The 19,579-nt window shown below is 42.8% G+C and carries 18 protein-coding genes and 1 pseudogene; 9 read left to right on the top strand and 10 right to left on the bottom strand.

Annotated elements, in window-relative coordinates:
* The first annotated feature begins 8 nt into the window (after window positions 1-8).
* Together B4Q04_RS09425 and B4Q04_RS09420 are read left to right on the top strand one after the other, a co-directional pair.
* Complete coding sequence (locus tag B4Q04_RS09425) at window positions 9-872, top strand: outer membrane beta-barrel protein (RefSeq protein ID WP_013995642.1); 864 nt, start codon at window positions 9-11, stop codon at window positions 870-872.
* Window positions 873-1,125: 253 nt separating this feature from the next.
* Window positions 1,126-1,686 (top strand): DUF4494 domain-containing protein, encoded by a 561-nt coding sequence (locus B4Q04_RS09420; RefSeq protein ID WP_013995641.1) that lies wholly within the window; start codon window positions 1,126-1,128, stop codon window positions 1,684-1,686.
* Between the two features lie 71 nt (window positions 1,687-1,757).
* On the opposite strand, the gene B4Q04_RS09415 is transcribed toward B4Q04_RS09420, so the two are convergent.
* The 4 genes from B4Q04_RS09415 to B4Q04_RS09400 all read right to left on the bottom strand — a co-directional run bounded on the left by B4Q04_RS09415 (window position 1,758) and on the right by B4Q04_RS09400 (window position 7,433).
* A complete protein-coding gene (locus tag B4Q04_RS09415) occupies window positions 1,758-2,291 on the bottom strand; it encodes a hypothetical protein (protein WP_123772352.1) in 534 nt (177 codons plus the stop codon).
* Complete coding sequence (locus tag B4Q04_RS09410; protein WP_088696649.1) at window positions 2,288-3,844, bottom strand: patatin-like phospholipase family protein; 1,557 nt, start codon at window positions 3,842-3,844, stop codon at window positions 2,288-2,290. Before B4Q04_RS09410 ends, B4Q04_RS09415 begins: the two co-directional genes overlap by 4 nt.
* A 208-nt stretch (window positions 3,845-4,052) precedes the next feature.
* Entirely contained in the window at window positions 4,053-4,382 is a 330-nt protein-coding gene (locus tag B4Q04_RS09405; RefSeq protein ID WP_088696648.1) for a trypco2 family protein, read from the bottom strand.
* A gap of 129 nt (window positions 4,383-4,511) precedes the next feature.
* Complete coding sequence (locus B4Q04_RS09400) at window positions 4,512-7,433, bottom strand: VPS10 domain-containing protein (protein ID WP_088696647.1); 2,922 nt, start codon at window positions 7,431-7,433, stop codon at window positions 4,512-4,514.
* Between the two features lie 467 nt (window positions 7,434-7,900).
* Here B4Q04_RS09400 and B4Q04_RS22700 point away from each other — a divergent pair, with 467 nt between their 5' ends.
* The 3 genes from B4Q04_RS22700 to B4Q04_RS09390 are packed head-to-tail and all read left to right on the top strand — an operon-like array spanning window position 7,901 to window position 10,670.
* On the top strand, window positions 7,901-8,038 hold the full coding sequence (locus B4Q04_RS22700; RefSeq protein WP_161496060.1) for a hypothetical protein: 138 nt from the start codon (window positions 7,901-7,903) through the stop codon (window positions 8,036-8,038).
* 51 nt (window positions 8,039-8,089) lie between these two features.
* Window positions 8,090-8,431: a cupin domain-containing protein gene (locus B4Q04_RS09395; RefSeq protein ID WP_088696646.1), complete on the top strand. Its 342-nt coding sequence runs from the start codon at window positions 8,090-8,092 to the stop codon at window positions 8,429-8,431.
* 10 nt (window positions 8,432-8,441) lie between these two features.
* Window positions 8,442-10,670, top strand: coding sequence for a nitric-oxide reductase large subunit (locus tag B4Q04_RS09390; protein WP_088696645.1), 2,229 nt, complete (start codon window positions 8,442-8,444; stop codon window positions 10,668-10,670).
* Between the two features lie 105 nt (window positions 10,671-10,775).
* On the opposite strand, the gene B4Q04_RS09385 is transcribed toward B4Q04_RS09390, so the two are convergent.
* The 3 genes from B4Q04_RS09385 to B4Q04_RS09375 all read right to left on the bottom strand — a co-directional run bounded on the left by B4Q04_RS09385 (window position 10,776) and on the right by B4Q04_RS09375 (window position 13,125).
* Window positions 10,776-12,257 (bottom strand): T9SS type A sorting domain-containing protein, encoded by a 1,482-nt coding sequence (locus B4Q04_RS09385; protein ID WP_088696644.1) that lies wholly within the window; start codon window positions 12,255-12,257, stop codon window positions 10,776-10,778.
* 288 nt (window positions 12,258-12,545) lie between these two features.
* Window positions 12,546-12,806: a hypothetical protein gene (locus B4Q04_RS09380; RefSeq protein ID WP_088696643.1), complete on the bottom strand. Its 261-nt coding sequence runs from the start codon at window positions 12,804-12,806 to the stop codon at window positions 12,546-12,548.
* A 10-nt stretch (window positions 12,807-12,816) separates the two neighbouring features.
* Entirely contained in the window at window positions 12,817-13,125 is a 309-nt protein-coding gene (locus B4Q04_RS09375) for a hypothetical protein (protein WP_013995631.1), read from the bottom strand.
* A gap of 408 nt (window positions 13,126-13,533) precedes the next feature.
* Here B4Q04_RS09375 and B4Q04_RS09370 point away from each other — a divergent pair, with 408 nt between their 5' ends.
* The 4 genes and pseudogenes from B4Q04_RS09370 to B4Q04_RS22925 all read left to right on the top strand — a co-directional run.
* Entirely contained in the window at window positions 13,534-14,079 is a 546-nt protein-coding gene (locus B4Q04_RS09370) for a C39 family peptidase (protein ID WP_088696642.1), read from the top strand.
* A gap of 20 nt (window positions 14,080-14,099) precedes the next feature.
* Complete coding sequence (locus tag B4Q04_RS09365; RefSeq protein ID WP_088696641.1) at window positions 14,100-14,732, top strand: hypothetical protein; 633 nt, start codon at window positions 14,100-14,102, stop codon at window positions 14,730-14,732.
* 157 nt (window positions 14,733-14,889) lie between these two features.
* Window positions 14,890-15,582, top strand: a complete 693-nt coding sequence (locus tag B4Q04_RS09360) for a nitroreductase family protein (protein WP_088696803.1) — start codon at window positions 14,890-14,892, stop codon at window positions 15,580-15,582.
* A gap of 74 nt (window positions 15,583-15,656) precedes the next feature.
* Window positions 15,657-15,800, top strand: a pseudogene (locus B4Q04_RS22925) (permease); the annotation flags it as partial.
* 47 nt (window positions 15,801-15,847) lie between these two features.
* Here B4Q04_RS22925 and B4Q04_RS09355 read toward each other — a convergent pair.
* The 3 genes from B4Q04_RS09355 to B4Q04_RS09345 form a co-directional block, all read right to left on the bottom strand.
* Window positions 15,848-16,213, bottom strand: a complete 366-nt coding sequence (locus B4Q04_RS09355) for a hypothetical protein (protein ID WP_013995621.1) — start codon at window positions 16,211-16,213, stop codon at window positions 15,848-15,850.
* 10 nt (window positions 16,214-16,223) lie between these two features.
* Window positions 16,224-17,960, bottom strand: a complete 1,737-nt coding sequence (locus tag B4Q04_RS09350) for a hypothetical protein (RefSeq protein ID WP_088696640.1) — start codon at window positions 17,958-17,960, stop codon at window positions 16,224-16,226.
* A gap of 326 nt (window positions 17,961-18,286) precedes the next feature.
* On the bottom strand, window positions 18,287-19,063 hold the full coding sequence (locus B4Q04_RS09345; protein ID WP_161496059.1) for a sensor histidine kinase: 777 nt from the start codon (window positions 19,061-19,063) through the stop codon (window positions 18,287-18,289).
* Window positions 19,064-19,579 lie beyond the last annotated feature (516 nt).

Genomic DNA, 19,579 nt, shown 5'->3' with positions numbered 1-19,579 from the left:
CATTTCGTATGAAACATTTGATCACAGTATGTACAGCTGTTTTAACTAGCGCCTTATCTTTCGGACAGATGGAAGTTTCCTTAAGTTCCGGGTATGCCATCGGGAGTGCCACAATGAAACTGGGGGAAAGGGTGAGCTTGTCGGAAACGGAAAACTCTTATGGAAGTTATGGTGAAGGTGCCAACGTTCAGATAAGGGGGACTTACTTCTTTGACGATTCCTTTGGTGTGGATCTCGGTATTGGGTACTTGCAAGGAAGCGATCAAGACATTTCCGTTGTCAATTTACCCAATTTGCAAGTGGATGCGGTTGCCAGGGCCCGTGCCTTTGGTGCCTCGGCGTCGGTAGTATACAAATTCACCAATAACGTTTACGGGCGTTTCGGGGCTTTGTTGAAATTAGGGGGAAAGACGGAAGGTGTGGTGTATCAAAAATCGGTTTTTAATGAAGAGGAAGCCAGTGCCCTAGGTGTGCCGGAAGGTTCTTATTCTGAGACCAACTATAAAGAGGATTTTCATGGAAAATTTCCTTTAGGCTTTGTCGGTGCCCTTGGTTATAAGTTTAACTTAAGCTCCCATTTTAGCATTTTTGCAGAGGCCGAGTTCTATGGAATAAGCTTAAAACGAAAAGATTCTGAAATTGCGGAATTCAATACGAACATTGTCCTTCCCGATGGTACCGTAGCCGTAGAAGGATTGTATACCTTAGATAACTTGCCCGAGGACTATAGCCGTAAAACGACCTACGTAGATAATCTATCGAACACCAATACCGATACTTCAAAAGAGTTGTCGCAAAAAGTACCGTATTCTTCATTCGGACTTAATTTTGGAATCACCTATAAATTTAAAGGCGGTGGGAAAAAGGAATAGCCTTGCCCTATCTTGATTTCACGTCATTAGAATACAAGGGTCCCGTTGAAATACCACTATTTTAGCGGGACTTTTTGTTTTTCGGGCAAAGCAAAGTGGTCAGAAAAGGAGTTGCTTCCCGCTTAAAAATCCTTAACCATCTCACGCTCCGAAACATACAAAACCGGATGTAAAATTGTGGATATCTATTCGATTTTTTGACTTTTCGGGCCGATGCTAAACCCTATATTTGGCCTCTTTAAAACAAAAAGATATGAGTGCAACCTGGTACGAATGCAAGATTAAATACAAAAAAATAGATGAAGCTTCAGGCATGTTAAAGATAAAAACGGAACCGTTTTTAGTGGATGCCATTTCGTATACCGAAGCCGAAAGTAGGATAACCGAAGAAATGTCGGCCTATTTGAGCGATAGCGAAGAAATCAAGATCACGAATATCAAGGTGGCCAATTATGCCGAAATACACCCTTTCGAAAATTCTGACCGTTGGTTTAAGTCCAAGGTATCTTTGGTAGCCTTTGACGAGGAAAGCGGTAAGGAGCGCAAAACCAATATGTATCTCTTGGTACAGGCCAACGATGTAAAGGAAGCCTATGACAATACCGTTACGGTAATGAAGGATACTATGGGCGATTACACCATTCCCGCTATCTCAGAATCCCCTATTATGGACGTATTCCCATATTTCTCGGGGGAAGAGGATGAAATGGACCGATTAGAGAAATTTACCCAGTTGAAAAATTCCGTACCTGCATCCAATGAAATGGACGAGGAACTGGAAATGGCCGATGTGCTATCGAGCGAGGAAGAATAAGCCTCTATATACAATGCAAAAAAAGACCGCCTAAAGCTTTAGGACGGTCTTTTTTTGTAGATACAGCCTACTCAAGGCCCTTTCTTTTTAAAAAAGAGGGTCAAAAAATTATAGGTCCTTCCCCATAACAATAGACCGTAGTAGAGCAGAATGGTCAAGGACATTAAGATAAAGGCGATTATCACGCTCCATTTAAGTCGTACTGCCCAATAATAGGTGCAGAACTTCGGGGTGGTCATGTGGTCGTCCAGCATATTCAAAAGCAGGAAATTTTCCAACATATCGGCTAGGCCGGGAACAAGGCACAAGGCATAGTAGTACCATTTGAACTCGGCCTCTAGGGAAAGCTCGAAAATCTTCACGGAAAACAAAAAGAGGAAGGAATAGAGCAGGATAAAGAAAAAATCCAACAGCGTATGGCGACGGAGTACCGTGCTATTTTCCCCGATAAGGTGGGTAAAGGTTTCCATATTGGCACTGAACTGTATGTTCAACGGGTTCGGTATATAATAGGTGCTATCAAAGTAGAAGACAAGAAGAACCATGGCCACGGCAAGGAGGGAAATGGCCCAAAGTCCACTATACAGATTTAATTTCCTTTTCATGTGGATGGATTTTGGGTTTTCTTTTTTTCCGGGGTTCGCTTCGGGGCATACTCGTGCCATTGAAATTTATCGATTTGCGCTATGGCGGCATCGACGCCTGCTAAAAACAGTTCGGTTTTCGTCGGGTCGTCCATCCAGAAATTGAGCCAGTTAAATTTCTCCGTATCGACCGTAACCACCCTTTGTTTGATTTCGTCGTTACTAAAGATGAATTCGTAATCGTAGAAATTCCTAAAGGTCTTAAAAAAGGACGTCAAATATTGCAAGAGGGTAGAATTGGGCAATTTGTTCTTGTCGATATTGGCAATTTGCGTTCTATGGTTGAGTCCGATATCGCTGAGCAAAACACCGAACGTGGGAAACCTGGGTGGATTTCCATTGGTCTTGTGAAACTCCCGAATAGGAAAATTTGATAGCATGCCCCCATCAACAAAGCGGGCCTTGAGAAGAATCTGGTCGTCGTCGTCGGGTTGGTCGTAGTGCTTCCTTTCAGGAACAAAGGTCTTATAGATAAAGGGAATGGACATGGTGGCCCTCAAATAGGCCGCGGGCTTTACCTTTTGGGAATTCCCCCAATAATCAACGGCGCGCTCCGGAAATTTTACGATCCTATTATGGGTGAGATTCGATGAAATCAGTACCAAACGGGCCAGGTCGGTGGGTTCTGAAGGGCTGATCTTGGTTTCGCTCAAACGGGTGTCGAAATCTTCGGTGTTTCGGATCCCCACTAGGGCAAAGAGGGTATCGGCCCATCGGTAGAACTCATCCCCGGAATTTATACCGAAGGAAGGGCCCAATACTTTTACGAACAGTATATAGATCAAAAGCATCAGGGCAAAAATGTTCAAGGTACCGATGATAAAATCAAAATACCGGATTTCAAGACCACTTAAGCCGTTGCTGGTACTATAGATGATTCCAAATGCCCCGAAACAAATCACCAAGAAGAGCAACAATGTGGCCAATAGGGAGAAGCGAAGGACTTTCGATTTAAACCTTTTGAACAGACTGCGTTGAATACGGCCAATGATACCTTGGGTCCCCATAAAGCTACTGAAGTCGGTATGGGTAATGACATGGGTAAGCAACTCCGATTTCGTAGCCTGTCTAGGTACACCGGGTTCGGAGAAAATGGAATGACATTCGTAGATGCTATTGGGGATGGCCGCCAGAAAGGAGGCATTGATCGCCCCGGCACTGGTACCGCCATGACTGTAAAAGCGTATTCCGATTTTTTCCATGATATAGGTATAGCCGAGTAAGGCAATACCGTACATACCCCCGCCTTGTTGCACCAAGTCTATTACGGGCCGGGATTCGATCTTGTTGTTAAAGGTTTCCGTAATACGCCCCAGGGAGATGACATTGGGATCAATGGTTCCGTTTTTTATCTTGTCCTTAAGCTTTAAGTTTTGGTCTAAGATGGCCGCGTTTAGTTTGGCATCGGCCTTGTCGAACAAGGTCTTGGTCAGCTCCAGCCTATTTTTGTCCAAGGCATCCTTGGCAATGGTCCCGTTGGCAATGGCCTTTTCAAGAAATTCATAAATATTCATGAACGGTCGGTTTATGTTGCTTCGATTTGATTCCGCTGCCGAATAAAAATGCTTCGCTTGAAATACCTGGTTCGAGGAATTTCAATACATCGGCTACACGAAAATCAAAGGGGAAAATTAAAAATCTTGGGGAATTTAAAAGTACTAAAACTTAGTAAGAATACCATTACGCAAATTGTGTTTTTTGAAGTAAGTCTTGGTCCCGTCCCTATTTGGCTTTTGGGCTAAAGGTTAGGGTTATGGTATGTACGCTCTTGCGCTGTCGTTTTTTTGTGACCCCGATACTAATGGGCGAGAGTTCTAAGGAGGTGCCTCCCTCCCCTGACCGCTCCAAGGTAAAACTCGATACGATTTCATTTCTTAGGGGGTTGATTTGTATTTGATATTTTTTATAAAGAGAGGTATTGCCAAAGTAACCTTCGTTCTGAAATAGATAGGTCAGACCGAACGCAAAATCGGGGGCATTGAAGCAGACTTGGTCTAATTGTTTGATATCTGACTTCTTGAAGAGTTTCATTTTTCCCTCGAATACCGGCATGTTGGCATAGGTGAGGGCAAAGGAATTAATACGGATATTAGTAAGACTTTCATCTATCTATTTGAAATAAAAAGAGTCCGCTGTATAAAATGAAATATACGGCGGACCTCTTAATCATGCATGAAAGTTCTATTTTTTTATAAACCTACCGGAGTAACGTTGACCACCATCTTGTATGGTGTAAAAGTACACGGCTTCCGATTTTAAATGCGATACATCTAACGGTGTATTTTTATAGATGGTATTCATTATCAATTGTCCATCTATGGTGTATATGGTCAAGTTATGGTTGTCATCCGAGAGATTTTTAAAAGACAAAGTCTCTTTAACGGGGTTGGGGTATACGGAAATGATATTTTCTTTACTTTCTTCTATCTGAAAGCTGGAAACGTCCGATTTTTTAGCGGAGTTGGGCTGTGGGTCTGTTGCTACATACCAACCACTACCTCGGGTAGATGCGTAATACTTTCCTGGAATGGTATAGTCTATAGCTATATCGTTAACCCGGTCCGATTGTCCATTCCCTTTGTTTATTTTTATCCACGTATTACCGCCATCTTTAGATAGGTAGGTTCCTGCATTTCTAAAGTCTACTTTTGAATTAGCCAAAGTAGAGAGTAAAATTACATCAGTGTTATATTTGGCGACCTCCACCCGATTTACCCAAGGATAATCAAATTTTTTGGTCCAAGTCCTCATATTGTTATTACTTACCCATAACCCTCCTTCATTGGCAGGAGAATTAATAAAACCGGCGGTTATGTATACTTTTCCATCTTTGTCAAAATGAATATCGTTTATTCCGCTTGTACCTGAAATACTACTGGTAGAAGCCACTTTAGACCAAGACCTTCCATTGTTTACGGTCTTGTAAAGCCCTCCGTTGTTACCAACTACCGTAGCATACAAGGTATTGGATGAATTAGGATCGAACGCCAGTCTAGATACATCTAAACTCGCCGGAAGCCCATTGTTCACCTTAGACCATGTTTTTCCTTTATCGGTAGACTTATGAACTCCCCAACCCGTCACGCTATCGCCGACCCATTCTAATTTTGTGGATGAGCGCGGTACGCAAAAATACATAGTGTCAGGGTCGTTGGGGTCGAACAGTAAGCTTAGTTGATGTACAGATTGGTCTCCTTTGGCAGGGGGCCAAGGTTTGGGAATAGGTGTGCCCCACTCTACAAAAGTAGCACCGTTATTGGTCGACCTATAGATTTTACCCCCACCGTGTTGCCTGAAGAAAAGGGCATAATGAATGTTGGTATTGGTAGGGTGTATGGCATAGCTGCTTAAAGAAACTTCATTAGGGGGCAATAAGTTTTTGTACTTAGCTGCTTGGGCACCAGGTCTAATCGTAGCGCCTCCATCGCTTGTAATCCATAAGCCGTTCTCTCCGCCGGCACAAAAGACCTTATTGGAAATCAGTGGATGTTGGTAGAATCCGTGTCCCGGAACATTACTGTTTCCCGCACCGACAAAAGTGTTAGAATTCAAGCCTACTTCTTCATCGTCAATATCGACCCAAGTTTTTCCCTTGTCATAAGACATTAAGGATATCTTGGCGAGTTGGGTGTGCAAAATCGTACCATTGGCATTGAACTTGATGAAATTGCACCCTTTCCGGTCGTAGGTGTCGCGGTTTTCCCAACGTTTCAAATACTTGAAATTAACATTGGTGCCCATAGTGTTTCCTCGTCCGGTCCAATAATTTACGTGGGGGCCTGAATTCCAGTTTTTACCATTCCTGAAAATTACATTCCAATTTTGTCCGCCATTGGAGGTGCTATAGATAGACCCTGGTTTAAAATTTATTTCAGAAAAGTTGGAATACTCATTGGCCAAAAAGATATTATCGGGATTGTTGGGGTCTACCTCAATTTGATTAAACCGAATGGTTATACTTGTTGGTAAATCTGGGTATTTGGAAGCGGCCTCACTGTCCGTAATTCCAAAATAATGACCTACATTATGATAGAATTGCTTTTTTACTTGTGAATCGGAACCCAATATTTTCATATTGATAGCTAAATTGCCGTCAATATTTTTCCAGCTCTCCCCCCTATCGGTACTTTTAAAAACACCGCCTTTAGAATCTACTATCGATTTACCAGAATCAGATACTTTCCAAGTAACATTTACTAAAGCGTACAATGTTACTTCGTTATTCGATTTGTTGTGGTGGATATCAAAAGATCGGAAAACATCATGGTCAAGGCCATTTGTTTTTTGAACCCAAGTATTACCTCCGTTTGTACTTTTATAAAAACCGTAATTGGTAGTTGCGTAAACAATATTCGTATTTACTGGGTCAACTACGATGGATTCAATTTCTGCCTTAGGGTTCAAACCCGAATTTTTGAGCGTCCAAGTAGCTCCCCTATCGGTGCTTTTCCAAATTTTCCCTTGGCTATTTGCATCTACTAAGATACCGTGTGGTCGGGCTTTGGTAAAACTGATCCGACCCATATCCCGCATTCGACCACCCCCAACGTACCAAATAGCATCGTCTTTGGGGTTTACCGCAACAGATGAAAGATATGATCTTCCGAAAGTACTTAATGATGACTTTTGTTTGGTCCAGGTTTTTCCTTTGTCCCAAGTTTGAAAGATTCCTAGGTTTTTCTTGTCCGTGCAAAAACCACGATTGGGTGATTGACGTGAAAAATCAAAGGAGGTAGCATCTAAAGGACCTCGCATACCCGTCTTGTGACCAGGACCGTCTTCGTCCATTATGGTTTCATAGGTAAGACCTTTATCGGTAGATCTATATGAATTACCCATATTCGGACCAATAAATAATACATTGGGATCGGTAGGGTGCCAAAAGGCTGATTTATTATTACCGCTCATACCGGGTCCAAATTGAATCCATTTGATACTGTTGTCGGAAACAATATCTTTTGTTTTGATGTCTTCAAAAAATGTGGATGAAGCAGCTGAACTTTTAAGGGCCTGATCTTCCTTTGTGGCTAGGCCTATTTCCTGCCCGTGGCAGAAAATGGTCGACACCAGGAATAGAACAGGATACAGATAAAATTTAAACATAGTAGGTATTAATTTAAGTGATGAATAAATATGGGGCTATCCCAAATTGTATTTTAAAATTATTGTGCTGGTTTTGAAATGGGATTTAGTAATAAATTTATTTGTAGTAAAAAACGAATATTTAAATAGGGATAAACTTACAAATAAGTATTTGTATATGAATATTTTTAAAGAAAATTTAAATACTTGCCGCTATTTCTGAGATTCACAAGGAGTTGAAACGTTGCTTCTATAGAAAGAAAATCTCCATTATGTAGGTTGAAGCCATTTTGATTCTAACCAAAACCTTATCTTCAAGTTATAGTTAAAATATAAATCGGATTAATTTGTCCGTTATTAATTTTAGGTTTAATTTCGCCCCGATAATTAGAAGGATATTGCTTCCGTATTAGCTAGATGTGGTCTTCGCACTTTTTATAAGCTGTGATGAGGTACATCTTACGAGAGTACGGTTCTAAAATGAATTTATGACGCATAACAATCTTAAATCGGATAAAAAGACCTTTTTATATTTATTAAACCAAAAGGAAGTAGACTTCCTTTATGTAAGCATCGGTATAGCAATGCAAATCACTAATTATGAATTGAACAGCTTAAGAATATAAACATCGAAAGGCTTAGGACGCTAGGCTTATCACCTATCAATATATAGAACCATGAATAAAGCATCTTTAATCGAAAACATAAGCTATCAAGACCACCCAAGTCCTACAGTGACGGTCTTGTTTAAAACCCCCAATACCAAGGAACTCAGGATCCTTATGAAGAAGGGACAATTTATGAAGGAGCACAAGGCCCCCTACCCCATAGTTATAGAACTGTTTGAAGGGGAAGTCGACTTTGGTATTAATGGCGAGAAACAACTCCTTAAACGGGGCGATATAATCGCATTGGAAGCCAACGTACCCCATGATCTGGATTGTATTTCAGATTGTATCGTACGCTTGTCCATTTCAGTCCTTGATTCCGTAGAACGTGTTAACCAAGTTTCCCAATAAAATTTAGAAGATGAAAAAAGTTTGGATTGCATTTGCCAGTGTGGTAATACTCTCGTTTATAGTGCTTATATGGGTAGGAACGGAAGTCTATCAAAAACAACCTCCCATACCTGAGCTGGTACGGGTGAAAGATACGGGGGAAACCGTATATACAAAGGAGGATATTCAAACCGGACAAAATGTTTGGGAGTCCATTGGCGGTATGGAAGTTGGATCCATTTGGGGACACGGTAGTTATGTCGCCCCCGATTGGACGGCCGATTGGATACACAAAGAGGCCGTATTTTTATTGGAATACTGGTCCGAAGCCGATTTTAACCGCCCCTATAACAGTTTGGATGTCGAGAACAAGGCGGCCATAAAAGCCCGTCTGATCAAAGATATCAAGACCAACACCTTTGATGAGACCAACAAAACCCTGACCATATCGAAGGAGCGATGGGCGGCCATTAAGGCCAATGTGGAGCATTATACCTCTATTTTCTCCGAAGGAAAGGAAGAGTATGCCATTCCGAAAGGGGCCTTGACCGATCCGGTAAAATTGGAGCAGTTGAACGCCTTTTTGTTCTGGACCTCTTGGGCGGCGACTACCAACCGACCGGGAAAGGATTATACTTATACCTCCAACTGGCCGCACGAACCCTTGATCGACAACCTTATTACCAAGGGCTCCCTGGTCTGGTCGGGCCTATCTATTGTACTATTGCTCCTGTTCATCGGTATTCTTACTTACTACTATTTAAGAAACCATGAAAAAGGGGAAATCATAACCAAGCCCGACAGTGACCCCTTGACGGGAATGAGAATGTTTCCCTCGCAAAAGGCGGTACTCAAGTACTTTATCGTGGTGTCGCTCTTGATCGCCCTACAGGTGGTTCTGGGTATCTTAACCGTACATTATACGGTAGAAGGGCAGGCCTTCTTCGGTTTTGACCTGGCCAATTACCTGCCCTATTCGATTACCCGTACCTGGCATACCCAGTTGGCGGTATTCTGGATTGCGGCTACTTGGCTGGCGACAGGATTGTTTTTGGCACCGATGATCTCGGGCAAGGAAATGAAGTACCAAGTATTCGGTATCAATTTTCTGTTCATCGCCTTGCTTGTCATTGTTTTGGGATCCATGCTGGGCGAATGGCTCGGCGTACACCAATTCCTGGATCTGACCACGAATTTCTTTTTTGGCCACCAAGGCTACGAATACATGGACCTTGGCCGCTTTTGGCAAATATTCTTGGGGATAGGACTGGTGCTTTGGGTCATTATGGTAAGTAGGCATATTGTATATGCCATCCGTAGGAACGATGCCTCAAAACATTTGTTGATCATTCTCTTGCTCTCGGTTATGGCCATAGGTATGTTCTTTTTCTCCGGACTTATGTATGGGGAGAACAGTAGTCTACCGGTAATCAACTACTGGAGATGGTGGCTGGTCCACCTTTGGGTAGAAGGCTTCTTTGAGGTCTTTGCTACGGTGGTTATCGCCTTTATCTTTTCTAAAATGAAAATCATCTCGGCAAAAACGGCAGGTCGGGTGTCCGTAGCCTCGGCTTCCATTTTTTTGGCGGGAGGGATTATCGGAACCCTACATCACCTCTATTATTCGGGTACGCCTATTCAGGCCATTGCCTTGGGGGCGACCTTTAGTGCGCTTGAGGTGGTTCCCCTGACCCTTATGGGCTTCGAAATACGGGAAAACTGGAACATTCTAAAAAGCAGGTCTTGGATGCAAAGATACAAATGGCCCATATTCTTTTTTATTGCCGTGGCCTTTTGGAACTTTATCGGGGCCGGTGTTTTCGGCTTCCTTATCAACCCACCGATCGCCCTGTACTATATCCAAGGGCTGAATACGACGGCCGTACACGCCCATACCGCCTTGTTCGGCGTATACGGTATGTTGGGGATGGGATTCATCTTGATCTGCCTGCGGTTCTATTCCGATCGGGCCTGGGAAAGCAAAAAACTGACCCGCGCCTTCTGGCTCCTCAATATTGGATTGGTGGCCATGGTGCTTTTTAGCCTACTTCCCATAGGAATCATTCAGGCCTACACCTCCATAACCGAAGGGTATTCCTTTGCCCGCGATTCGGAATTGTTGTACTCACCGACCGTGCAGACCTTGAAGTGGTTACGAATGATCGGCGATATAATTTTCTCGGGTGGGATATTCTATTTCTGTTGGTTTACCATCTCTGAAACCCTATATAGCTTTAGAAGGAAATTGAAAAGAGAATAAGTCGTCCCATATACTATTATAGGCGTCCCAAAAAAGAAGCAGAAGGTCTTATCGGCCTTCTGCTTTTCTATTTTACGATAGTTGGGATGGTTATGGCGAAGGATTTTAATCTACCTTGATGATCTGTTCGGTAACGACCTTTCGGCTGGCCAGGTCACGTACGGATACCACGTAGACGCCAGAGGAGAGTTGGCCCATATCGAGTTCGTACCTGCCCTTGTCGGTAGTAAGGCTTTGTATCAGTTTTCCGCCCATATCGTTTATCTGTATGATCGATTTTGAACCGAGTCCCTCTATATAGAGTATTCCTTTGGTCGGGTTGGGGTACATTGAAATTTCGACCGTGTCAATGGGCCGGTTTTCGGTCAATACCTCACCATTGGTGTTGTAGACGACGATAACGGGTGGCCTGGCATAGGTCCCTTGTTCGGTGTCTCCGCTCTGAACGGATAGATAGAGGTTTCCGGTACTGGGGTCAAAGGCACCCCCACCGATTTTTTTCGAGCCATTGGCCTGAAACGGGGTATTGAAAAACCCGTGGTCGTAAGGTTGGGCCTCGTAGGGTTTTAAGGTGCCGTTTTTTATGGCAATCAAATCGTTCATGTCCCACAGCCAGTAATATTGGTAATTGTCCTTGGCCTGTGGGGTACAATATCCGCCGCAAAGGTTGCCGTTGTCCTGTACACATTTATAGCAAACACCACTTTCGTATCCCCCACTGCTGCCAATGGTCAAATAGGTTCGGGTACCGGGTATGATAAAGCCATAGGTGGCCCTAGACAGATGCGTCCATATATCATTGGTCTTCGATTCGTTGCTGAGGTCGCTGTGCAAGGGATTCGTTAGACTGAAATCCAATAAGGTCGTAGTCTTTATCGTACTGCTGGTGCTCAGGGCATCGGTTATATCGAAGGCAAAGGCGGAGGGCCCCACACTGGCCCTTGATATGATCGGAATACCGCTCGAGTGACCGGTAATATGGTCACCGCCCAAAGCTTCTTGGTAGTCTTCCGGAATCGGCGATATCCAGCCCGAGCTATGTGCCGGAGGACTGCCTTCAAAGCGGTAATACCCGCTGACCGATGAGGTTTCCAAGGCATTGGCATCGTTTACGATCAAGGTACTTAAGGTATTGTCGGCAGGGGCGTCGTAATATTCATAGGCATTGACAATCAGTTTGGCCTGGCCGCCCTGGTTTACGTAATAAAGGCCTCCTACCCTATCTATTTTTTCGGGATTCCCTTCCGAGGCCTTCGATAGTACCGGGCTAAAAACCTGAATAGGTTGCTCTACCATGTTCAGCTCCGAAAGCGATTCGCTTTTTACGATTTCCGGAATGGCGTATTCCGCTACGGCCTGTTGGTGGGCATGACCGACGATAAAAAGGGAATGGTTCTCGTAATTGTAGGCAATGGGCCCTTGGGAATAGTTGAGGTCCGATACGCCGTTGGTACTGGCCTTTATGCGAAAGGCACCCTCATAGGTCAATTGTGAGATGTCGAATAAGGGTAGTTCTTCTAGGCTTTGTCCATAGCTAGGAAATAGAGAGGCGGCCAGAAGCACCCAAAAAAAACATATGGTCTTCATCTTTTTTGCGATTTTAATGAATTGGACTTAAAAAAGAGCCTCCAACTAGGGGAAACATTAAGATAACGCAAAGCATAACCGAATGTTGTTCGTGAAGTTAAGGGGATGGTATAGAGGGAATTGTGGAGTGTTACAGGAAGGTCTTTCTGTGAACTATTAAGGGGCGCTTCGGTCGAGGGCCTAAAAAAAGCTCCCTGATATTTCAGGAAGCCAATGGTTGTTATAGATGGTGTATTATTACAATTAAGTATCTAAAAATGAATCGGTTGTAGTTTTACAAGAGAAAGTTTATTTACCTTTTTCGGAAGTATCAATACCGGTTAGTTTGCCACTATTTTGCTTCCATTCTACTTTAAAGTTTTTATTGAATTCCATAAAGATTTCCGGTTTTACCGTGCCGTGAAACTTATGATCCGTAATTTCTACCGCATAGGTACCGGCAGATGATACTAATTGGGCTCTCATTTTCCCCTCAGGTTGAATGATAGTTGCCTTTATCTTTCCATTTTCGGTAGCGTGAACGGTGATTCTGTTTTTTCTTTTTTCCATGATATTGTATTTATTCGTCTATAAAACTTATGCCTACTCCATAATATGCTACGGGGTTTGGTCCTGTATTTTTTACCCTGAAATACATTACCAAGCCGTTTTCGGTTACCCTTGAACGTACGTTTTCAACCGATAGTTCCGAAGGTATAAGACTGTAATAATGCGGTAAAAAGACCCAAGGATGTGCGGTTACGTTAACCTGTACACTAGTTAGATTTACTCGGGTATAGTCGCTATGCGTAAGCCACCAGTTGTGCGTGGCTCCTACCTCTAGATAGTCTCCTGAATAATCCATTTTGTGAAATTCCGTTTTTGCCATGATATCTTGTTTTAAGTGATTTTTAGATATAACCCATAGGGAGCGGCGGTACGGGGATGAACCTGGGCCATTGTTCAAAACTTATACTTAATGTAAAAATTAATTCTTTTAAACGGACCTAGATATGTGTTAATGGTAAATCACACTGTATAAAAGGTTTATTGTAAGGGGCATGGGGCGCTGAAATGAATTTGAGCGTATGTGCGGCCTCTTTATGTGATTTATACATTCAAGATGTTTAGTTGTATAATTTTTCTTATATCTTACACATTATTGAACTTAATGTGTTGTATTTCAGTATATTTTTAACACTCATCTTTCCCTCGGTAATTATTTTTTAACCTTATAAAACACGTATTATGAATAAAGTATGTATTCAAACTAATTGGTGGGGTACTTTTAATGGTCATGTATCAGAGTTGTTGCACCCCTAGTGCCACAATCGGAAGTGTAAACAACACTTTAAGGCCACAAGAGACCAGAAATTGGTGTTGGGCCGCGGTAACGCAGATGATTGCGCAAAACGAAGGAAAAATCGTGAGCCAATGTGATTTGGCGAATCATAGGTTTAGTATGACCAATTGTTGTGATTTTGAAAATACGGGCGAAAGTTGCCCTAAAACAAACGATTGTAACAGGCCGGGGTGGCTTGAACTTACCTTTGCGGGAGTAAAGTACAGTGAAGACACCACCGCTTTGAGTTGGGATAAACTGAAAAAAAGCATCTATTGCAACAAAGATGTTCTTGGTTATGCCTATGGAACACCGGATGTAGTGGGCCATGTAGTGGCCGTGCGGGGCTATGTGAGTATAGCTGGCACCAATTATGTAGTACTCAACGATCCTTGGTCACCCTGTAACGGGACAGAACGAATGATCACTTATGAAGAATATGTCAATCCTACAGGTACGGCCACACATTGGAGAACTTGGTACGGTATCAGTAAAATTTAAAAACATAAAACCTAGAAAGAATGAAAACTTTAAGAACGATTATAGGTATGGCACTGCTCTTTTTTATGGTCCAAGCTGTAGCCCAAAGTAATGATAATCTTGAACAGACGGTTGAAAAGGGAAAATCCGATTTGGTGGAAGCGCTGAAGCAAACGGGCGAGCAATTCGATTTCGGAATAGACCCAGAAGCTGTAAAAAATGCCCGGGCCGCCAGGCCCTTGGCATTCCACGAAGTAAATTTTGACCAATTGTTGGAGTATAAGCAAAACGGTATAGCGAGCGTATTACAACCGGAACATAAAAAAATCGTTCCCTTAATGTTAAATAATACGGTAGTAACGACCATATCGATATCAAATAAGGAAGGTAAATATCAGGTAACGGATCTGATCAACCATCAATATGAGAACGATTTGAACCAGTTGCCCGCCGAATTAAGGGAGAATAATTTTGAAAATCTAAAGGTGGTTTATGTACCCAACCTGAATACCACGGTCTATTCCATAAACGGAAAGAGCTATACCGACTATGGCGACCGTACTTTACGGCAAGGTATGGATAGCGAAGTTCTAATGCAGGAACTTAAGGTGGATGCCAAAAAATTCCAACAAGCATATGGTACTCCCGCCAAGCAAGGTAAACTATTGAATTAACCAAGGTACAAGGCCTTTATCGAATTGAATCCCTTGAACGATGTTTGAGGGATTTTTTGGTTTCAAGAAAGTCCCTAATGGAAATAAATACGAAAGCCTTCTAAAAAAACCAATAACTTTGCAGGCAAAACCCAGTTCAAAAAAAAGCCTTCAAACCATGTCGCCTAAACCCCATATTTCCGTTAACGGCCATACGCATGTTCTATATCAAGAAAATGCCCTATCACAAGAAGAACTGATAAAACAGAGCCAGGCTTTCTATACCTATCTGAAGCAGAGAAGGTCGATCAGGGAATATGCCGATACCCCTGTACCCAAGGAAGTTATAGAAACCTTGATCAAAACGGCCGCTACGGCGCCATCGGGAGCGCATAAGCAACCGTGGACGTTTTGTGCGGTATCGAACCCCGAGCTAAAAACAAAGATACGGGCAGCGGCCGAGGCGGAAGAAAAGGAAAGCTATGAGAGTCGAATGAGTGAGCGTTGGAAAAAAGACCTGGAACCCTTGGGTACCGATATGCACAAGCCTTTTTTGGAAGTGGCCCCTTGGTTGATCGTGGTTTTTAAAAAGGTACACGACCTTGGCGCCAATGGCGAAAAACTCAACAACTACTATGTGAACGAATCGGTGGGCATTGCCTGTGGCATGCTGATTACCGCTATACATAATGCGGGATTGGTTACTTTGACCCATACCCCTAGCCCTATGAATTTCTTAGCGAGGTTATTGAACCGACCAAGTAATGAGCGTGCCTTTTTATTACTGCCGGTGGGCTATCCAAAGTCGCCTACCTATGTTCCGGATATTGAACGGAAATCTTTAGATGAGGTGGCGGAGTTTTATGAGTGATGTTTCAATATTGATTTTGAATATGTGTATGAGACTACCTAAAATGTCTTAGCAGGAAAGGAAAAGCCTATGGATGGCAATGGATCGGATTCTTTCTGATTATATTTTCGGTATTGCTGTACTCCAGGATCGGCAAAAAGGAAGGCATCCATTTTAAAAGCAACAAACGGATATTCGCCATTATAGGCGCTACCTTTTTAGGGGCTTCCAGCGGACTGTAGGTTTTCTTGATTTTGTATTCGTAGCGGCATGGCAAGCTATACGCTCAGGTGGTGGCCAAGGCCTTCTTAAGGGCCCTAAGGGTTTCGTTCAGCTTTAATTTGGCGTAGACGATACCAGCGGTTTTTCCTAAAAGGGCCGCAATGACCAATACGGCGATTCCCTTCCACCAGGTATCGAAAAACTGTCCGTCCGTAACAAAGTAAGCGGTGGCCATGCCTACCATACAGGCAAATACCGCCATTGAGCCTTCTTGGCAACCACAGGCGTAGTAGTACTTGTTCAGTTGCTTGGAATACCGAGTTGAAAGCGGCAGGTTTTCGTCCAATTGTATTTTTCTGTAGACCTGCTTTAAATTGGGATTGCTTTTCAGTTCTTCCAAACTCGCTAAGTCTTTTACGATATAGATCATTTTCTCAAGGTTATGGCAGTATGCTGTCTCTTGCCTGTTGGGTGGTGGTAATGTAGTTCCATGTAGCCTCGGCATCGTCAAGGGTGAAATTGGCCTCTCCCGATAAGAGCAGATATTCCGGTATGGCCTTGACAATTCCTCCGCCTTCTTTGGGTGTCCACATGATTAAGGCCGGGTTGTCATGATCTTCATGGTTTAACCCGTAATAGTGACCTATTTCATGAATGGGAACGAACCTTAAGGCTACTTCGGGAAAACGGGTTCTAAAAGTAACGCCTGACGGACTAAATTCTGCCAGTTCGGGCCTGTACCATGAGGTTAACCCGTTTAGGCTAAGATCTCGATACCCGAAGACGGCTACGGTGGGAACGGTGCTCAAATCTTCATTTTCGACAGGTCTTCCCATTAAGGCAAATAACTCGCGTTGGGCCGTATCATCGGCGGTATCGGATTGTAATGGAACGTGTTGCAAGGAGCTTACGACCAAATCTTTAATCGAAGGCCATGTAAAGTTCAGGCCGATTTGAAAGCCTTTTCTTCTCGCTAGGTCGAGATATCTTTTAAACGTAGCTTTCTTAATGGGATAAGCGGTAAAGGAAGGTACCGAATTGGGCCCAAGACTTATAAAGTCGTCGAGATCGCTCTGGCTTACTTTGGTAGATGTGCCCGTATATACGACCTCTCCATCAAAAGCCGAATAAATAAACTTACCGCTACAGTTAGAGACCCTTCCTGCCAAGGCGTGTAAATTTAAAATACCTTCATCATGTAGGCGTTTTAGAAAATCGGAGCTTCTGATGGCCAGACGACGGGGATCTATTGTAAGTGGAACTCCGATAGGGTCCCCCCCAAGACGCGCTTTTCTTTTAGAGCGTTCCAATCTTTCAGGGTCATCTGAAAAAACTTCTTCAAGGGCCGTTTCGATTATATTTTCGATCTTGGCCTTTTCTACGAGTCCCTTGGGGCCTACGTAGAACACCTGGCCGAGTAAGCGGGTGACCGAAGGAATCAACCTGAAAATGTTTAAAATACCAAGTCCCCCTTGTATCTTACACCAATTAAAGGTTAACAGGCCAACGATTAAATCTTTGAGTCCTTCCAAGGTGTCGGCAAGAATATCGACAATATCCTCGAGCCAAGCGAATATGCCGCTGAAAAAACCGAAAATAGCGGTAAATATGGAGCACAGCACCTTCCCGAATATACAGAATGTTCGTCCTAGTCCTTCCAACAATCTACCGATGTCGGAAAGCATGCCTTTTAGGTCCTGTAACAATACCCCGATAAAATCAATGATATCTTCAATGGTGTCGACAATATCGTTCCAAAGGTCCCACAAGGTTTTGAAGGCCTGAAGCGGATCGGTAAAAAGACAAACCAGAAAGGTCACCAATCTATGAATTATTTTAAGGACGAGTTCGATCACGATCCCTATCACATGGGTCACTATTTGGCATACCAAGGTGACCACCCATTTTGTAACGGTCACCACGACCCAAGTAACGACCTTGACTACGACGACCACAATCCAACAAAACCACTTGTTACAGCAAGCACACCACCATTTGCACTTTTGTCTTTTACATTTGCGCTCTTCTTGGCTCACCCATTCTTCAATGGGTTGGTTCACCTGCTCCTCTACCCATTGCCCTATGTTTTCGCATACTTCCTTGGCTTCGGTAATGAATCGGGAAACTGGGGTTAAAATCTTTTCGGTAATCCATGTTGATACGCTTCTACATGCCATGATCTATAATTTTTTAAGATGAATAAAATCAACAAAGCGGGAGTACTTTTGTTAGACTATATGGTCAGGGGGGAAATTGGAGGGAATGGGATGGTATCAAGCGGAAACAATTAAGCTGGCCCAAACCATCAATACAAATGTATCTTGGAAGGCTATTTGGTGGTCATACAATTGTATAATCGGTAAGGTTTTGTGTCTGTTCTGTAAAATTTGGGAATTGGACGGATAGGCCACCGATAAGGGTAAATTCTATTTTAATAAGAATGCCGAAGGTTTGAATTACAGCCTATTTTATAAATTGGGCATAAAAGGGATTTTGTAGACAATTACGCCGGAAGAGGCGAATTCGGCAGTATTATAGAAACGCTCGTCCCTTTCCCCGGCGTACTCTCTATACTTAACCTGCCCTTGTTTTTCTTTAGGTAATCTATAGAAGCCTTTAGCCCGAACCCGGTTCCTTTTTCTTCTGATGTACCCAATTGGGTAAAGAGCTTTTCACCTTCGAATATGGTATCTATTTCTACTTTGGAAAGTCCCACTCCAGAATCTTTGATTATGGTATGTACCTCATGGCCTTCCGTTTTTAGGCAAACATTTATGCTACCCTTTTTCGGGGTGAACTTAATGGCATTGTGCAAAACATTTCGAACCACAAAAGCATAGTTCCGCGGGTCGGCATATATGGTGCCGTTCAAATCGCCCAGGGTAAAATCTATTTGTTTTTCGAGTAGCATCGCTTCGAACAACCCCCCGATTTGGACAATGGTTTCCTTGCACTTGAACAAGGAAGATTTTGCGGGTTTGCCTTGAATTTGGTCTTGAGACCATTGTAATAAATCGGTTAAAAATAGATCAAGGGTCGCAATGTGTTTTGACAGGCGCCCCAAATACTCTTTTTCCGTTTCCCTATCGAAGTCATTGAACGCCATAGAGTCGACCAAACCCTTTAAGGTGGCCATAGGACTCCTAATATCATGTGATATTAACGTAAACAGCTTTTTGTTAATGATGTCTAATTCAGCGAGTTCCTGCTTCTGTTTTTTGATCTTCTTGGTATAACCTATAACCACTAAGGATATGGGGTAAGATATAATTATTGGCATTACCAGGGAAAGTGTAAGGCCATAGGCAAAATTGGCCACCTTAATAAAACATGCGGATAGCAAAAATAAAAAAACGGAAAAAAGTACACAGACAACAACTATTCTATGCGGCTTACTTAATAAGTTCTCTAATTTTTCTATCGGTCTTGACATTCTGGCATAAATTATTCATGGGCCGCTATTCCTAATTTGGGGCTTCCCTTTTTTTTCCTCCGTCAACGAACAATTTATTCACAGGTGACCAAAGAAATTCATTGAATATATAAAACGCCAAAAATGATACAATATTGGACGAAAAAATCGCATGTCTTTTAAACTGTTCATTCCCCGATTTGTAGCGCAGCTTTTATACAAATTTAGGTTTCAATCGGAAAAAACCCGAGCGAAGACGGAAAAACCTGATGCGTTTGTCTATGGTTAGTGCGGGAATTAAAAGTAGTGAACTTTCGATGAAGCATGGGTAAGCACATATTTTTTCGTTTCCGTTTGTTCTCTGTATAAGTAGGAAGTCCATTT

It is taken from the genome of Zobellia sp. OII3, assembly GCF_002211465.1.
Classification (GTDB): Bacteria; Bacteroidota; Bacteroidia; order Flavobacteriales; family Flavobacteriaceae; genus Zobellia; species Zobellia galactanivorans.
This window is presented reverse-complemented; position numbering and strand designations above follow the sequence as displayed.

Excerpts from the sequence above, each read along its gene's own strand:
- B4Q04_RS09425 (WP_013995642.1), top strand. The coding sequence starts at position 9 with ATGAAACATTTGATCACAGTATGTACAGCTGTTTTAACTAGCGCCTTA.
- B4Q04_RS09420 (WP_013995641.1), top strand. The coding sequence starts at position 1,126 with ATGAGTGCAACCTGGTACGAATGCAAGATTAAATACAAAAAAATAGAT.
- B4Q04_RS09415 (WP_123772352.1), bottom strand. The coding sequence starts at position 2,291 with ATGAAAAGGAAATTAAATCTGTATAGTGGACTTTGGGCCATTTCCCTC.
- B4Q04_RS09410 (WP_088696649.1), bottom strand. The coding sequence starts at position 3,844 with ATGAATATTTATGAATTTCTTGAAAAGGCCATTGCCAACGGGACCATT.
- B4Q04_RS09405 (WP_088696648.1), bottom strand. The coding sequence starts at position 4,382 with ATGCCGGTATTCGAGGGAAAAATGAAACTCTTCAAGAAGTCAGATATC.
- B4Q04_RS09400 (WP_088696647.1), bottom strand. The coding sequence starts at position 7,433 with ATGTTTAAATTTTATCTGTATCCTGTTCTATTCCTGGTGTCGACCATT.
- B4Q04_RS22700 (WP_161496060.1), top strand. The coding sequence starts at position 7,901 with ATGACGCATAACAATCTTAAATCGGATAAAAAGACCTTTTTATATTTA.
- B4Q04_RS09395 (WP_088696646.1), top strand. The coding sequence starts at position 8,090 with ATGAATAAAGCATCTTTAATCGAAAACATAAGCTATCAAGACCACCCA.
- B4Q04_RS09390 (WP_088696645.1), top strand. The coding sequence starts at position 8,442 with ATGAAAAAAGTTTGGATTGCATTTGCCAGTGTGGTAATACTCTCGTTT.
- B4Q04_RS09385 (WP_088696644.1), bottom strand. The coding sequence starts at position 12,257 with ATGAAGACCATATGTTTTTTTTGGGTGCTTCTGGCCGCCTCTCTATTT.
- B4Q04_RS09380 (WP_088696643.1), bottom strand. The coding sequence starts at position 12,806 with ATGGAAAAAAGAAAAAACAGAATCACCGTTCACGCTACCGAAAATGGA.
- B4Q04_RS09375 (WP_013995631.1), bottom strand. The coding sequence starts at position 13,125 with ATGGCAAAAACGGAATTTCACAAAATGGATTATTCAGGAGACTATCTA.
- B4Q04_RS09370 (WP_088696642.1), top strand. The coding sequence starts at position 13,534 with ATGTATCAGAGTTGTTGCACCCCTAGTGCCACAATCGGAAGTGTAAAC.
- B4Q04_RS09365 (WP_088696641.1), top strand. The coding sequence starts at position 14,100 with ATGAAAACTTTAAGAACGATTATAGGTATGGCACTGCTCTTTTTTATG.
- B4Q04_RS09360 (WP_088696803.1), top strand. The coding sequence starts at position 14,890 with ATGTCGCCTAAACCCCATATTTCCGTTAACGGCCATACGCATGTTCTA.
- B4Q04_RS09355 (WP_013995621.1), bottom strand. The coding sequence starts at position 16,213 with ATGATCTATATCGTAAAAGACTTAGCGAGTTTGGAAGAACTGAAAAGC.
- B4Q04_RS09350 (WP_088696640.1), bottom strand. The coding sequence starts at position 17,960 with ATGGCATGTAGAAGCGTATCAACATGGATTACCGAAAAGATTTTAACC.
- B4Q04_RS09345 (WP_161496059.1), bottom strand. The coding sequence starts at position 19,063 with ATGCCAATAATTATATCTTACCCCATATCCTTAGTGGTTATAGGTTAT.